12 protein-coding genes are annotated in these 15181 nt (G+C 72.8%); 4 read left to right on the top strand and 8 right to left on the bottom strand.

Features of this window, described 5'->3' with window-relative positions; translation table 11 throughout:
- Positions 1-215: 215 nt before the first annotated feature.
- Both ACIQ7D_RS07040 and ACIQ7D_RS07045 read right to left on the bottom strand, forming a co-directional pair.
- Positions 216-620: a hypothetical protein gene (locus ACIQ7D_RS07040; RefSeq protein WP_403934410.1), complete on the bottom strand. Its 405-nt coding sequence runs from the start codon at positions 618-620 to the stop codon at positions 216-218.
- A gap of 748 nt (positions 621-1368) precedes the next feature.
- On the bottom strand, positions 1369-1839 hold the full coding sequence (locus tag ACIQ7D_RS07045; protein ID WP_403934413.1) for a hypothetical protein: 471 nt from the start codon (positions 1837-1839) through the stop codon (positions 1369-1371).
- Positions 1840-1998: 159 nt separating this feature from the next.
- On the opposite strand from ACIQ7D_RS07045, the gene ACIQ7D_RS07050 reads away from it, so the two are divergent.
- The 3 genes from ACIQ7D_RS07050 (at position 1999) to ligD (ending at position 5391) form a co-directional block, all read left to right on the top strand.
- On the top strand, positions 1999-3453 hold the full coding sequence (locus tag ACIQ7D_RS07050; protein ID WP_403934416.1) for a helix-turn-helix domain-containing protein: 1455 nt from the start codon (positions 1999-2001) through the stop codon (positions 3451-3453).
- A gap of 9 nt (positions 3454-3462) precedes the next feature.
- Positions 3463-3948 carry a hypothetical protein gene (locus tag ACIQ7D_RS07055; RefSeq protein WP_403934419.1) on the top strand — a complete coding sequence of 162 codons (486 nt, stop codon included), beginning with the start codon at positions 3463-3465 and terminating at the stop codon, positions 3946-3948.
- A 438-nt stretch (positions 3949-4386) separates the two neighbouring features.
- The gene (gene ligD / locus ACIQ7D_RS07060; protein WP_403934422.1) at positions 4387-5391 is read left to right on the top strand and encodes a non-homologous end-joining DNA ligase; all 1005 of its coding nucleotides are present in this window, start codon (positions 4387-4389) and stop codon (positions 5389-5391) included.
- 197 nt (positions 5392-5588) lie between these two features.
- Here the strand turns inward: ligD and ACIQ7D_RS07065 are convergent, their stop codons facing one another.
- The 3 genes from ACIQ7D_RS07065 to ACIQ7D_RS07075 form a co-directional block, all read right to left on the bottom strand.
- Positions 5589-6257 (bottom strand): endonuclease, encoded by a 669-nt coding sequence (locus tag ACIQ7D_RS07065; protein WP_403934425.1) that lies wholly within the window; start codon positions 6255-6257, stop codon positions 5589-5591.
- Positions 6258-6384: 127 nt separating this feature from the next.
- Complete coding sequence (locus tag ACIQ7D_RS07070; RefSeq protein ID WP_403934428.1) at positions 6385-7059, bottom strand: response regulator; 675 nt, start codon at positions 7057-7059, stop codon at positions 6385-6387.
- A complete protein-coding gene (locus tag ACIQ7D_RS07075; protein ID WP_403934431.1) occupies positions 7056-8723 on the bottom strand; it encodes an ATP-binding protein in 1668 nt (555 codons plus the stop codon). Before ACIQ7D_RS07075 ends, ACIQ7D_RS07070 begins: the two co-directional genes overlap by 4 nt.
- A gap of 95 nt (positions 8724-8818) precedes the next feature.
- Between ACIQ7D_RS07075 and ACIQ7D_RS07080 the strand changes: the two genes are divergently transcribed.
- Positions 8819-9820, top strand: a complete 1002-nt coding sequence (locus ACIQ7D_RS07080) for a tripartite tricarboxylate transporter substrate binding protein (RefSeq protein ID WP_403934434.1) — start codon at positions 8819-8821, stop codon at positions 9818-9820.
- A gap of 31 nt (positions 9821-9851) precedes the next feature.
- On the opposite strand, the gene ACIQ7D_RS07085 is transcribed toward ACIQ7D_RS07080, so the two are convergent.
- The 3 genes from ACIQ7D_RS07085 to ACIQ7D_RS07095 form a co-directional block, all read right to left on the bottom strand.
- Positions 9852-11240, bottom strand: a complete 1389-nt coding sequence (locus tag ACIQ7D_RS07085; RefSeq protein WP_403934437.1) for a GntP family permease — start codon at positions 11238-11240, stop codon at positions 9852-9854.
- A gap of 267 nt (positions 11241-11507) precedes the next feature.
- Entirely contained in the window at positions 11508-14171 is a 2664-nt protein-coding gene (locus tag ACIQ7D_RS07090; protein WP_403934440.1) for an FtsX-like permease family protein, read from the bottom strand.
- Positions 14168-15058, bottom strand: a complete 891-nt coding sequence (locus ACIQ7D_RS07095) for an ABC transporter ATP-binding protein (protein WP_403934443.1) — start codon at positions 15056-15058, stop codon at positions 14168-14170. The genes ACIQ7D_RS07090 and ACIQ7D_RS07095 overlap by 4 nt, the downstream gene beginning before the upstream one ends.
- Between the last annotated feature and the right edge of the window lie 123 nt (positions 15059-15181).

Consider the following 15181-nt stretch of genomic DNA (forward strand, 5'->3'; position numbering starts at 1 on the left):
GGCAGTCGGCCGGGGCCGTAGGGGTTACTGCGTGGTTCCGCCGGGGCAGGTCTCGCGCGACGGGTGCGGCTTCTGGTGGCCGGTCGCCGGCGACCCAGGAGGTGAGCCGACCGTCTGCCCACAGGACGGGCAGGTGCCCTCGCACCGACCGGGATCGAATCGTGCCATCAGTCCTCCTTGATAGGTGGTGCCATCCCGGCCTCTGCGCCGGGAAGTCAGAGCTTCCGGACGAACGCCTTCGACCCGTTGTGGAAGTGGACGGTCATGCCGTGTTTGGTCGCGTCGTCGGGCCGGGTTGACCACCGGATGATTTCCTTGATCTCGGGCGACTCGGCCCTCACGAGGGCGGTGGCGAGCCAGCCCTCGTGGTCGCCCGCCGCCGGCTCGGGCCACGGTGCCTGGAAGACACCGTCGGCGACCGGGGTGTCGGGGTCGTCGTGCTTCTCGCCGTCGGCGAGCTGGCCGATGATCTGCCAGCGCGACTCACCGGACGAGGTGGCGATCGCCAGCCCGAACGGGTGCTCGCTGTCGCCAGCCTCGGCGAGCGTCTGCACGCGGGTGACGTCGGCACTGTTCTTGATCAGGTCCAGGACGAAATCCTGGAATCGCGCGGGTCGCATTTGTGATCATTCCTTACCTTGGCGGGGGCAGCCAGCAGTCTAGGCGGGGGTGCGGCGGTGCGGCTGGGGCTGATGGGCACTGGCTGATCGGAGCGGTTGACGGGTCCGGCCGCAAGGGTGGTACGGCCGGACCCGGCCCGTACGCCGGGGTGAGCGCCCCGGTCGGCGCACGGGAGCTTTGCGTGCGCCGGCGGTCGCCGTCTCCGGGGCCTCGCCCGTCTGGGTGCTGCGCGCCTGGGGTCTCTTCGAGGGGTACGACCACGGTCAGGCCGCTGCTGGTCTCCGCCGTCCACTCCTTCCCGCCTCCGTAGAGCGAACGTAGGATGTAGGTGCCGCTGCGGACGTCGGTGACGATGCCGTCCCGACCGGTGCGCTGGTCGCGGATCTGGTCGCCCACCCAGGCGCTGCCGTCCTTCACCGTGTTGCCTCTGCCCCGAGCAGCGCCTGGCCGTAGTGCTCCAGGGGCCACTCACAGTCGCGGTGCAGGAGGGATACGTGCACCTGGGCGGAGAGCGGTGTTTCGGGCATGTCGTCGGACGCGCGGCTCTGCGCGATGTCCAGGCGTGTCCGACTGCTGTACCAGTCCAGGCCGCCCCGCCACAGCCGTCAACTTCCTTCTCGGCGGCGGGCAACAGGTCTGTGATGTGTGCCTTCAGCGCCGCGACGGCTGCGATCAGTTCGGGGAGGCTTGCTCGTGTGTTGGCGAGAGCGGTCGACTCGGCGAGGGCGACCTCGATGGCGCTGACGCTCATCGGGACAGGCCCTGGCTCTGGTGGCCGAGGTCCAGGAGCTGCGCGACGGCGACCGGGGAACAGAGCGTGCGGGCGTGGGCCGGCGGTACGGCCCAGTGGATGCCGGGCGGCTCGACGCGATCCAGGCGCGGCACGGTGAGGTAGGTGCCGTGGCCCATCGCGGCGGCGTGAGGGGAATCCCAGTCCGCCGCGGTTCCGGCAGGGACGAGGATCGCGTACCAGGTGGACGGCGCCCAGATGACAGGCCCGCCGAGCTGCCCGAGTACGACGGCGACGGCGGACCGCTCGGAGGAGTCGACAGCCGCGTGCACGAGGCGGGACGGGGCTTTGACCGCATCGAAGAGAACCCCGAGGGCAAGAATGGCGGGGCGGCCGTCCTCCCAGTCCCGGTGCGCGGACTTGGGGTCCCGGGTGGAAGACGCGAGCCACCGGACGATGGCCGTCTCGGCGTTCACTCCGGCGGGCATCCTGTGCCCCTCTCATCAGCCGACTGGGTCATAGAAGTAGCGTCGGCGCCATTTGCCGATGGCGGGATGACCGGCGGGGGTTACCGAGGCGGTAATACACTCGTTGGCGCTCCAGTAAGGCGCGCTCGCGCGCATAGGATCGCCTGGAAATCGGCCCTCGTGGACGCCACCACCCCCGGCCCACTCGCCCCCGAAGTCCTCGACCGAGAAGACCTGCGGGCAGCACTGATCGAGCACGACTTCGCTGCGGTATTCGCCCTGGTCAAGAAGTGGTCCGGCCTGTCCCAGAACCGGATCGCGGCGGCCTGCCGGCTCGCCCCCGGCAAGGTGAGCACGATCATCAGCGGTTCGCAGCGAGTCACCAGCTTCGACGTGATGTGCAGGATCGCCGACGGACTCCGTGTCCCGGGGCATCTCCTCGGCCTCGCGCCGCGCCCCTGGGAACGCCAGCAGCAGACACATCAGCCGTTGCCAGCGCTGCCGAGCGCACGGTCCGACCCTGACGAGATTCCCTGGCGGTCCGATGCCACGGTGGACCTGGCCGCAGACCTGACCAGGAGCGATCTCGTGATGGACCGACGCGCAGTCACGCGCGCACTGGCCGGAACCGCGGTGACCGGCGCCGCCCTGCTCGACTCGTTGGAAGGCTGGCTGCTTCCTGCGGCCAGGCCGCCCGCGCCGGTCCGCCGGGGCCGACTCGGGATGCGGGAGATAGACGAGCTGGAGATCACCGCGAAAGCGTTCCGGCAGTGGGACCACAAGTACGGCGGCGGGCTTCGGCGCAAAGCAGTGCTCGGTCAGCTCAGCGAGATCGCCAGTGCTCTCGATGAGTACCAGGCGCCGACGGTCGAAACCCGTCTGTACCGCATCATGGCGCACCTCGCCGGAACGGCCGCGACGATGGCATGGGACTCCGGGCTCCACCAGCGAGCGCAGGAGTACTACCGGCTCGCTCTGAGGGCGGCGCACGCGGGCGACGATCCGGTGTTCGGAGCCAACGTCCTGGCGGGGATGGCCAGGCAGATGCTCTATCGCGACCGCCCTGACGATGCCCTCCAACTCATCAACCTGGCACAGGAAGGGGCGCGAGACGTCATCGGTCCGCGCGTCCGCGCAATGTTGCACACCCGGGAGGCGTGGGCGTACGCGGCGCAGGGCCGTACTGCAGGATTCCAGCGGGCCACGGCGCGGGCAGCCGAGGCTCTCGCCACCGCAGGGCCGAATGAGGAAGAGCCGTACTGGATCGCGTACTTCGACGACGCCGAGCTGGCCGGCGTCACCGGCGGCCGGCTCCTCGACCTCGCGCGGCAGGACCCGCACCGGCACGCGGAGCGGGCCGCCGCCGAGATCCGCAGCGCGCTCTCCTCGCGCGGGGCCGAAGCGGGGCGCTCGCACGCGCTCGACCGGATCGGCCTCGCTGAATGCCGGTTCCTCGTTGGTGATGTCACGGGCGGTGCGGAGGAGACGCACCGGGCGGTGGACGCCGCCCGGCTCACCCAGTCCGGGAGGGTCCGCAGCCAGCTCGGGGAGCTGTACCCCTACACCGTGGGGCACAGCACGTCGCGTACGGTCCGTGAAGCGCGGGACAGTATCCGCGACCTGCTGTCGAGCTGAGGGGTGGACATGACGACGCTCGCCGTGACGGGGCACATGGACCTGACCGAGGAAAGTGTCCCGCTCGTAAGGGCCGCGCTGCGCGAGGTCCTGGCGCCGTACCGGGAGGATCTGACCGGGGTGTCGTGCATCGCGGCCGGGTCCGACACGTTGTTCGCGGAGGAGGTGACCGCTGCCGGTGGCCGCCTCGTCGTGGTGATCCCCTCCCAGGACTACCGGGCGGCGAAGGTCAAGCCGGATCACGCGCCGGTCTTCGACCGCCTGGTGAAGGCCGCCGCCGAGGTGCTCGTCATGCCGCACGAGACAGCGAACCGGCAGGCGTACGAGTCGGCGAACGACGTCCTCCTGGAGCGCGCGGACCGTCTGGTCGCGGTATGGAACGGTGCTCCTCCGGGGGGCAAGGGCGGGGGTACTGCGGACGTCGTCGCGGAGGCTCGCGCGGCTGGTCTCCCCGTGGACGTGGTCTGGCCGGATGGAGCCGCCCGAGGGGGCTGAGCCGGGCCCGAACGCACGTATGTGCCCCTCAGCCCTCGGGCCGAAGCCGGGGGCGGAGGGGCTCTGTCACTGCTGGTCGATGAGTGGCCGGTCGGCGTAATCGGGCTCGGGGACCGTCCCACCGGTCTGCCGGATGGTTCCACGGAGAAGCCGGATGTACGTCGGCCCCGCGCACGCGGGGGTGTTCCGGTAGGAGGGTGTTTCGGCTGGCAGGCGAGTAGGTCGGCCCCGCGCCTGCGGGGGATCTTTCCTCCGGCCTCCGTCGGTGCCGCGTGCCCGCCCTCCTGGGAGACCAGGGCGGAGGCGGCCTTTCGTACCCGACCGCGCCATTGGCCGCGCGGGGTGTGTGGTCGGGGATCACAGTGGGAGAGGCGGGAGACGTGGGCGGGGGGCGCGTCGTCGTGTGTGTGCTGGGCGGGAGGAGCGGGAGGACGTTGGATGAATGACCTGCTCCGGGCGTTGCCCGAGGCTCAGCAGCGGTTGCTGGGGGTGGCGCCGGCCGCGGTCGAGTCGGCGGCCGACCCGATGCTCGCCGTCCTCAGCGACCGGCGCGACTTCGGCTCCGGCTGGCTCTTCGAGCGCAAGCTCGACGGGATGCGGGCGCTGGCCACCCGGGACGCCGACCGGGTACGTCTGCTCTCCCGTACCGGCCGTGCCGTGCGCGGGAGTTTCCCGGAGATCGCCGAGGCGCTCGCCGGGCAGCCGAGCGACGGGTTCACCGTGGACGGCGAGATCGTCGCCTTCGTCCACGGCCGCACCGACTTCGCGCGCCTCCAGCGGCGCATGCAGCTCACCGACCCGCGTCGCGCGCGGGCCACCGGGGTGGCCGTCACGTACTACGTCTTCGACCTGCTCCGGCTGGACGGGATCGATCTGACCCGGCTTCCGCTGCGCACCCGTAAGTCCCTGCTGCGGCGCGCGCTCGACTTCCGGGCGCCCGTGCGCTTCACGCCGCACCGCAACGAGGGCGGGCGGCAGCGGCTCGACGAGGCCTGCGCGCGCGGCTGGGAAGGGCTCATCGCCAAGCGCGCCGACAGCCGATATCTGCGCCGCCGCTCCCCGGACTGGCTCAAGCTCAAGTGCGCGAGCGGCCAGGAGCTGGTGATCGGCGGCTTCACCGCGCCGGCCGGGGCGCGCACCGGGTTCGGCGCGCTGCTTCTCGGCCACTACGACCACGGGCGCCTCGTCTACGCGGGCAAGGTCGGCACCGGGTTCGACCACACCACCCTGGTCCGGCTGCGCGCCGGGCTCGACGCGCTGGAGGTCGCCGCCTCGCCCTTCGCCACACCCGTACGGGAGCCGGGCGCGCACTGGGTCGAGCCGGTCCTCGTCGCGGAGATCGGCTTCACCGAATGGACCCGGGACGGCATGCTGCGCCACCCGCGCTTCCTGGGGCTCCGGCAGGACAAGGCCGCGGTGGATGTCGTACGAGAAGGGCCTTAGGGCCTTTCGTTTGGGTCTGGCTGGATCAGGGAGCGGGGTCTGGTGCCGTGGATCGCAAGGCGGAGGAAGGAGGCGACGCGGGAGCGGATGGGGCCTCCCCTGGTCGAGCGAAGCCGAGACCTTGGGGATGAGTGACGACAACGCCGCGAGGCGCGGTGCCAGACCCCGCGAGCCCAGCAAGATCCAAACGAGAGGCCCTAGGGACGGGCGGCGCCCGTGCGTTCGCGCACGTCCTCGACCACCGACATGTCGAGCGCCGCCCGCACCAGGGCAGCGGCGAAGGCCGCCAGCTCCGGCGCGGTCACCAGCTTCGCCAGTTCACCGGCCTTCGTCGGCAGCCCGAGGCGCCGCGCCCCCTCGGCCGCCTTGCTGTCGAGGTAGGGCTCCAGCTCGGGCCAGACGCCCTGCACCTCACGGAGGAAGATGTCCGCGCCCGCGGGGCCGATCCCGGGCAGTTCCTGGAGGAGGTCCCGCATGCGCCCGGGGTCCCCGGCGGCCGCCTCGCGCAGCCGGCGCAGGTCGCCGCCGTACCGTTCGCGGACGAATGCCGCGCCCTTGCCGAGGGTGGTGGACGTGCTCTCGTCGTAACGCCGGTAGTGGCCCGCGCCCAGCGCGTCCACCCGCCGCTGCCAGGTGGCGTCCTCCATCCGGCGCGGGGTGCGCAGATCCGCCTCGAAGAGTTCGTGGGCCGCGTCGACGGCGACCGAGGCGCGGATACGGGCGCTGAGGAGACAGGCCAGGACGAGCAGTTGGTAGAGCGGCTGGGGAGTGTCCTTGAGCCGGATTCCGGCCTGGGCCGCGTAGGTGCGGCCATGGGTGTCGAGCAGTGCGCGGACGGTGTCGCGGCGCGTGGCGGTGGCGCTCATGACGTCCTCCCTGAGCTGGTGGTGCGGCGCTTTCGACTCCGTACGACTGTATTGTCCCAAAGCGTCCCGGCAGGCGCAGAGGCGCAGGTCAGGTGAGTGGGGGGCCGAGGGCAGTGGCGTCGGTGAGCTACGGGGAGCGCCAGCGGTAGCGGCGTTGCGGGCGGCCGGCGGCGCCGTAGCGCAGGGACACCTCGGCGCTGCCGAGGGCCGTCAGATGTTCGAGGTAGCGGCGGGCGCTGACCCGGGAGATCCCGATGAGGTCGGCGCATTCGGTGGCCGAGAGGGTGGTGCCGGCCGTGCGGAGCGCGGTGGTCACCAGACGGGCGGTCTCGGAGCTCATCCCCTTGGGCGCGGCCGGCGCCGGCGCCGCGGGGGCCCGGGTCAGCAGACGGTCCACGTCGCGCTGGCCGCTGATCACCGTGTTGTCCAGGCTGGTGCGGCGCTCGGCGTACTGGGCGAGCCGTACCCGCAGGTCGTCGAAGTCGAAGGGTTTGAGGAGGTAGTTGACGACGCCCTGGCGTACGGCGCCGCGGACCGCCTCCACCTCTTTCGCCGCACTGACCACCAGGACGTCGCAGTCGTGGCCCATGGCCCGGAGCCGGCTGATGACGTCCAGGCCGAAGATGTCGGGGAGATACAGGTCGAGCAGCACCAGATCCGGGTCGAGTTCGCCGACCCGCGCGAGGGCCTGCTCCCCGGAGCCGGCTTCGCCCACGACACGGAAGCCCTCGCACTTGCGGACGAACCCGCTGTTGATCCGCGACACCATGAAGTCGTCGTCGACCACCAGTACGTCGATCATCGGGCCGTCTCCATCGTGTCGTGGGCAGGTTGTCCGACCGGCATGTGGGCCGTGAAGACGGCGCCGTCGTCGGTGTTGGCCACCGCGACCTCGCCGCCGCGGCGGGTGCAGACCAGTCGCGTGAGCGCGAGACCGATGCCGCGCTCCCCGCCTTGGGCCGCCTTGGTGGTGAAGCCCCGGGCGAAGACCTCACGCGCCAGTTCCGGGGCGACTCCGGGGCCCGAGTCCCGTACCACGATCTCCACGCCGGAGGCGTCCTGGCGCAGCTCGACCTCGACCCACGCGTCGTCCGTCACCCCTGCCCCGGCCTCGGCGGCGGCGTCGATGGCGTTGTCCACGAGGTTCCCCGTCACCGTCGCCACGTCGGCGGAGTCCCCGGGCTCCAGCCGGCCCAGCGCCGTACGGTCCGAGAGGCGCAGCCGGACCTTGCGCTCGGCGGCGAGCGAGGACTTGGCCATCAGCAGCGCGGCGACGGCGGTGTCGTCGACGCGGCTGGTGACCTGGAGGTCGAGGGACTTGCGGTGGCCGCTGGAGGCGCGGATGTACCGCAGCACCTCGTCGTGCTCGCCCATCTGGGTCAGGCCGGAGATGATGTGGAGCTGGTTGGCGAACTCGTGCGCCTGCGCGCGGAGCAGTTCGGTGGTGGAGCGGAAGGAGCCCAGCTCGCGTTCGAGCCGGGCCAGTTCCGTACGGTCCCGCAGCGTCGTCACCGAGCCGAGGCGGCGGCCGTCCTTGACGACGGTCATCCGGTTCATGACCAGGACGCGACCGCGCCGGATGGCGATCTCGTCGCGGGTGTCCCCCGTGTGCTGCGTGTCGTTCGCCGCTTCGCCCGCCAGTACGTCGTACAGCCGGCCCTCGATGCCCAGCTCGGCCAGGCTCATGCCGACGCACCGCTCCGGAAGGTCGAGCAGCCGCCTGCCGACCTCGTTGGCGAGGGTGATCCGAAGCTGCGGGTCGAGCGCGATGACGCCCTCGGCGATGCCGTAGAGCATGGCCTCCCGGTGTTCGGCGAGGCCGGTGATCTCGCGCGGTTCCATGCCGAGCGTCTGGCGTTTGATCCGGCGGGCCAGCAGCCACGAGCCGAGCACACCGGCGACGGAGGCCAGTCCGAGGTAGAGGACCAGATACGAGGATCCGCCGGCCAGCCGCTGTCCCGGGGTCGGCGCGGTCACCCCGATCGTCACCGTGCCCAGATGCTCTCCCTGGTTCCCGGCGGAGGAGCCGAGGACCGGGGCCCGGGCCGCCAGTTCATTGGTCCCGTCCGTACGGAGGTGTCCGGCCCAGCCGCGCCGGCCGGCGTCGGCGCCGCCGCCGCCGAGCGGGATCGAGGTGCCGACCCGGGTGGGGTCGGTGGCGGCGACCACGACGGCGTCGGCGTTCGCGACGGTCACCGAGGTCACCCCGGACTGCGCCTGTGTACTGTGCACCAGCGGGGCGAGCGCTTCTCCCGGCACCGGCTGCGCGAGCCGGCTGCGTACCAGCGGGTTCCAGGCCAACTGCTCCGCCAGCGCGGTCACCCGGCGGCCCTCGACCCGGTCGAAGGTCGCGGCGGACTGGGCCAGCGAGACCGCGCCGACCGCCACCACGACCACGACCACGATCGCGAGTTGCAGGACCAGCAGCTCACCGGCGAGGGTCAGCCGGTGGAATCTCGCGACCACGAACGCACTCAATCTTCTCTGACGGCACAAGGCGCAGCGGTGTGCCGCCCGGTCGCACCATCATCGCGCCGGGGTTGGCGAAACGAAAGGGGCGGATGGTGAGGGTTCGGTTCGCCGCGCTGGTGCGGGTGCTGACGGTGCTCCTGCTGCTCGCGGTCGGTGGTTGCGCCGGGACGCCCGGGCACGGTCCCGGGGACGACGGGGGCTGGCCGGGCCCGCCGAGGATCATGGCGCCCAACGCCCCCGGCGGCGGGTACGACACCACGGCGCGGACAGCGGCCGGGGTGCTGGAGGAGGAGGGCATCGCCCCGGGCGTCGAGGTGTTCAACCTGCCGGGCGCCGGGGGCACGGTCGGCCTCCAGCGGCTGGTCGACGAGCGGGGCAACGGGGCGCTGGCCCTGCAGATGGGGCTGGGGGTGGTCGGGGCCTCGCACGCGTCGGCGTCGCGGGTGACGGTGGCGGGGACCACGCCGATCGCCCGGCTGATCGAGGAGGCCGGTGTCATCGTCGTCGCCAAGGACTCGCCGTACCGGACGATCAACGAGCTCGTCGCCGCGTGGCGGAAGGAGCCGGAGAGCCTGGCGGTCGGCGGCGGTTCGTCCCCCGGCGGCCCGGACCATCTGCTGTCGATGCGGCTCGCCAGGGCCGTCGGGATCGCGCCGAAGGCGGTCGGCTTCCGGGCGTACGAGGGCGGCGGTGAGCTGCTGACGGCCGTCATCGACGGCAGTGTGGCGTTCGGGGCGAGCGGTTACGGCGAGTTCCTGGACCAGGTCGCCGCGGGGCAGCTCCGGGTGCTCGCGGTGACCAGTCCGGAGCCGCTGGGGCTGCTGAAGGACGTGCCGACGCTGCGGGCGTCCGGGATCGATCTCGTCTTCGCCAACTGGCGCGGTGTCGTCGCGCCGCCGGGCATCAGCGCCGCGGACCGCGCGCGCTGGACGGATGTGCTCACCCGGATGCGCGGCTCCGCCCGGTGGAAGGCGGAGCTGGCCCGGCACGGCTGGACGGACGCCTTCCTGACCGGGGAGCGCTTCGCCGCGTACCTGGCCGGGCAGGACCGGGCGACCGCCGGTGACCTGGGGCGGCTCGGCCTGGTGTGACCCGCGGCCGGGCCCTCGCGGAACGAACGCCTCAGGAGGCCAGCGCGAAGATGATCCAGGAGAAGAGGAATCCGATCACGCCGATCAGGGTCTTGATCACCGTCCAGGTACGGAAGGTGGTGGGGATGTCCATGCCGAGCAGCTTGCCGAAGAGCCAGAAGCTGGCGTCGTTGACATGCGGCACCACCGCCGAGCCGCCCGCCAGGGCCAGCACCATCGCCGCGGTCTGCACCGGGTTGAGGCCGGCGGCGACGATCGAGGCGCTGAGCAGCCCGGCCGAGGTGGTGATGGCGACCGTGGCGGTGCCCAGGGCCACCCGCAGGATCGACGCGACGACGAACGTGGAGACGATCAGCGGCAGTCCGGTGTCGCGCAGCGTGTCCGCCAGCGCGTCCCCGATACCGCTGGTGACCAGCACGCCGCCGAACATGCCGCCGGCGCCGGTGATGAGGATGACGGGCGCGATCGGCTTGAGGGCGTTGTCGTACAGGTCCTCCAGGAAGTCCCTGCTGCGGCCGCGCCGGGTGCCCAGGACGTACGACGCCGTGATCACGGTGATCAGCAGGGCCACCGGTGTGCTGCCCACGACCTGGAGCACCGCGACCCAGCCGAGGTCCTTCGCCAGATAGCCGGTGTCCACCGCCGTGCGCAGGCCCGTGTTGAGGAAGATCAGGCCGAGCGGGAGCAGCAGCAGGAGCAGGATCGTGGACACCTTGGGCGGGTCGGCGTCGGCCTCCTTCTCCGGTCCGCCGGTGAGGAGTTCGGGCACCGGCAGGACGATACGGTCCCCGATCCACACCCCGTACAGATAGCCCGCCAGGTACCAGGTGGGTACGGCGATGAGCACGCCCAGCAGCACCACGAGGCCCACATCGGCGTGGAGGAAGACCGTGGCGGCCACCGCGCCGGGGTGCGGGGGCAGGAAGATGTGCATGGTCGACAGGGCCGCCGCGGCGGGCAGCGCGTACCGCAGCACCCCGCCGCCGAGCCGCCGCGCCACCGCGAAGACGATCGGCAGCATCACCATCAGCGCCGCGTCGAAGAAGATCGGGAACCCGAACAGCAGCGAGGCCACGCCCAGTGCGAGCGGTGCCCGCCGGTCGCCGAAGAGCCGGATCATCGCGTCGGAGAGGGCCTGGGCGCCCCCGCTGGTCTCCACGATCCGGGCGAACATCACCCCGAACCCCACGAGCAGGGCCACCTCGCCGAGGGTTCCGCCGAAGCCGTCGACCAGGACGTCCATGATCTCGTCCGTCGGCACCCGCGCGGCGAACGCGGTGCCGAGACTGACCAGGGGCAGGACGATCAGCGGATGGATCTTCACCCTGATGATGAGGAACAGCAGGGTCAGGATGGCCACCACGGCTATGAGCAGCAGCGGGAGCGTGCCCAGGGTGGACTGCACGTCTTCTGTCTTCATGCGGAGTCTTGCGCCTTCCCGCGACGGCGAGGGAACGGGGACGAGGAACGGTGTTCGGTGGAACGACCGGACCGGTACACGCAGAGACAGTGCCGAAGGCGCTGGTCCCGGGTCACCGTTGCGGAGGCAGTGCTCTTATTGGACTTTGTGGTCACTCCCTCCTTGTGGTCACTCCCTCCTTGTGGCCACTCCCTCCTTGTGGTCACTCCCTTCCGCTCCTGACCACGCCCGCGCCGCTCCCCGGTCCCGATCCCCGGTGCGCGTCCGTCACGTCTGCGTGCGCATCGCCTCCAGCGGGTGGGCCCGCAGGACGCGGCCCGCCGGGATACGGATGGCCAGGAGCGCCGTCAGGACCGTGATCGTGACGATCGCCGCGAAGACCCAGGGCGGGCCGGCCGGGACCGGGTCGGTGGTGAGGCGCAGGGAGAGGGCGGCCAGGGGGACCGCCGCCGTGACGGTGCCCAGGAGGACCGCCGTCGCCGCCAGGAGTGTGGTCTCCGCCGTCAGCATGCGGGCGATCTGGGCGCGGGTGCCGCCCGAGAGGCGGAGCAGGGCGAGTTCGCGGGTGCGGGCCGTCGTGGTCGTGACCAGCGTCGTCGCCGACGAGAGGGCCACGTAGCCGAGGATCACCGCGAGCAGCAGGCGGTTGAGCCAGTCCTGGGAGCGGGTCTGCGCGTCCTGGGCCGCCTGGAGGGCCGTACGGTCGCCCACGGCCAGGCCCGGATGGTCCTTCGACAGGGTGCGCAGGGCCCCGGCCACCGCCGCCCCGTCCGCGCCGGGGGCCGTGGCGACGAGGACCGTGTCCGCGAGCCGGTCCGTGGTGTGCGGGAGGACGGTGGCCGCCGGGAGCAGGACGTCACCGAAGCCCAGGTTGGGGCGGTACACGGCGACCACCCGGGGCTTCGCGCGGGTGCCGTCGCCGAGGACGAGGTCCACCCGGTCCCCGACGCCCTTGCCCAGCAGGCGCGCCTCCGTGCCGCTCAACGCGACGGTGTCGCCGCGCAGTTCGTCCAGGGCGCCCGAGTCGACCGGCAGGTCCAGCGTGCCGCGCAGGCCCGCGGCGTCGACACCGTACGCCGTCGAGCGGGACAACGGCTCGTCGAGCAGGGTCCGTTCGACGGCCACCACCTCGGTGGCGACCAGCGGGGTCACCGCCGTCACCCCCGGTACGCGGCGGACCGCCGCCGCGACGTCCGGGGCGACCCCGCCCGCGCCCGTCACCACGTACGGCGCCACCGTCGCCGCCCGCGCCTGGTACCGCGTCGCCTCCGACAGCGTGGTCTGGCTGTAGAACTGGCTGCTCGCGAAGCCGATGGTCAGCGCCAGCGGGGTCACCGCCGCCGCCAGCCGCCGCGAGCCCGCCGCGCTGTTGGCCGCGGCGAGGTAGCCCGCCACCCGGAAGCGCCGCAGCGGCCCCGCCCCGGCGATCCGGGCGAGCGCGGCCGTCAGACGCGGGCCGAGCATCGCGACGCCGATCAGGGCGAGCAGCGAGCAGAGCACCGCGGGCACCGCGGCCGTACTCTGCGGTACGACCGCCACCGCGGCCAGCGACACGACCGCCAGCGCCAGCACCGCGTACCCGCCGGCGATCCGGCCGCGGCCGATGTCCGGGCGCTCCACCACGGACTCGCGCAGCGCCGCCACCGGCCGGATCCGTACCTGTTTACGGGCCGCCGCCCCCACCGCGAGCCACGCCGTACCCAGGCAGAGCAGTACGGCGGCCACCGCGGGCACCGGGCCGGCCGACAGCGCGAACCCCTCCTCGATCACCCCGATCCGGGCGAACCCGTCGCGCAGCGCCTGCGCCGCGAGGTACCCGGGCGCCACGCCGAGCAGCGCCGCCGCGCCCGCCACCAGCAGCGCCTCGGTGGCGAGCATCCGGTGGATCTGCCGGGGCGTGGCCGCCACCGCGCGCAGCAGGGCGACCTCGCGCCGCCGCTGATGCACCACCAGCGAGAGCGTGCCCGCCACGACGAGCAGGACGATCACCAGGACGAAGCCGCCGAACGAGCCGGACACCAGGGTCAGTACGGAGCGCGACTGCGCCGCCCCCAGGAACTCGACCTCGCCGCGCTCCACGCCCGAGCGGACCACCACCCGGTCGCCGTCCAGCCCCTCGTCCGCCAGGGCCTGTGCCACGCGGTGCGAGAGCGCGTCCTCCGCGGCCCCGCCGGCGAGAAGCCCGGCCGGCCCGGCCGGACCGCCCGGCGCGTCCGTCGGTACGCCCGGCTCCGCGAGGATCCCGACCGCCACGACCTCCCGGGGGTGCCCTGACAGGGCGCGCGCCCGCTCGTCGGTGAAGAACAGGGCCGACTGGCGCGGCAGTCCGTCGCCCTGCGGCGGCGCCGCCACCCCGGTGACCCGGTACGGTACGGCGCCGTCCGCCGTCGCGATCCGTACCGGCGAGCCGACACCGGCGCCCGCGCGCCGCGCCGTCTCCGCGTCCAGCACCACCTCGCCGGGGCCGCGCGGGGGCGCGCCGGCGCGCAGCGTGTACGGGGTGAGCGCGGCCGAGCCCCAGCCGTGGCCGAGCATCGCGCCGCCGGACGGGGCCGGGACCGTACGGTCGCCCGCGGCCGTCAGCGTGACCGGGAAGCTGAGCTCCCCGATCGCCTCGCGGACGCCCGGGACCGCCGCGACGGTCTCCACCACCTTCGCCGGCAGCATCGCCCGCTCGGGCAGCGTCTCCACGGTGTCGGGGCCTTCCGCCACCTCCGCCCTGACCGACTGGGCGGCGCCGACCACGACGGGGGCCGCCGTGTAGCGCTGCGGGGCGATCCCGGCGAACAGGCCCGACTGGAGCAGCACCCCGCAGGCCGTCACGAGGATCGCGCCGCCGAGCACCGCGAGGAACGACGCGACGAACTCGGTGCGGCGCGCCCGGATCGACTGCCAGGCGAAGGAGAGCGTGGAACTCCCGGAGTTCTTCACCGCTCCCCCAGGTGCGTCATCCGCGCCGCCACCGACTCCGGTGTGGGCGCGTCGATCTCGCCGACGATCCGGCCGTCGGCGAGGAAGACGACATGGTGCGCGTACGAGGCGGCGACCGGGTCGTGGGTGACCATCACCACCGTCTGGCCGAGCGTGTCGACCAGCCCGCGCAGCAGCCGCAGGACCTGCGCCCCGGTGTTGGTGTCGAGCGCGCCCGTCGGCTCGTCGGCGAAGACGACGTCGGGGCGGGTCACCAGCGCGCGGGCGATGGCCACACGCTGCTGCTGGCCGCCGGAGAGTTCGTTCGGCCGCCGGTCCAGCAGCCCGTCGAGCCCGACGGCGGAGGCGATCTCGGCCAGCCAGGCGGGGTCGGCGGTACGTCCCGCGAAGCGCAGCGGCAGGGTGATGTTGTCGGTGACGCCGAGCGCGGGGATCAGGTTGTACGCCTGGAAGACGAAGCCGATCCGGTCGCGGCGCAGCTCGGTCAGGGAGGTCTCGTTCAGCGTGGACAGGTCGGTGTCGCCGAGCAGTACCCGTCCGGACGTGGGCCGTTCCAGGCCCGCCGCCAGATGCAGGAAGGTGCTCTTGCCGGAGCCGGACGGGCCCATGACGGCCGTGAACGCGCCGCGCCGTACCCCGGCCGTCACCTCGCGCAGCGCGGTGACCTCGGCGGGGCCGCCGGAGCCGCCCACACCTTTCGCACGTCCGGAGCCGCCCGCGCCCTTCGCACGTCCGGACCCGCCCGTGCCGCCGGAACCGCCGGTGCCGCCCCGGCCGTACACCGCCGTCGCCGCCTCCAGCCGTACGGCGAAGTGCGTCCGCGTCTGCGTCCGCGTCTCCGGCGGACGCGCCCCTCCCGGCGCCTTGAGCCACCCCTTCATCGCCATGCTCCGACCCTTCACCCGTACACCCGACAGTGGAGTCGGCCGCTGGACCCGGCCGACGCCCTGACGGTAGGTCGGAGCCATTGACACGGACCATCCCGCGCGTGCCATGATCGAAGGTAGAGC

It is taken from the genome of Streptomyces sp. NPDC096310, assembly GCF_044763125.1.
Taxonomy (GTDB): Bacteria; Actinomycetota; Actinomycetes; order Streptomycetales; family Streptomycetaceae; genus Streptomyces.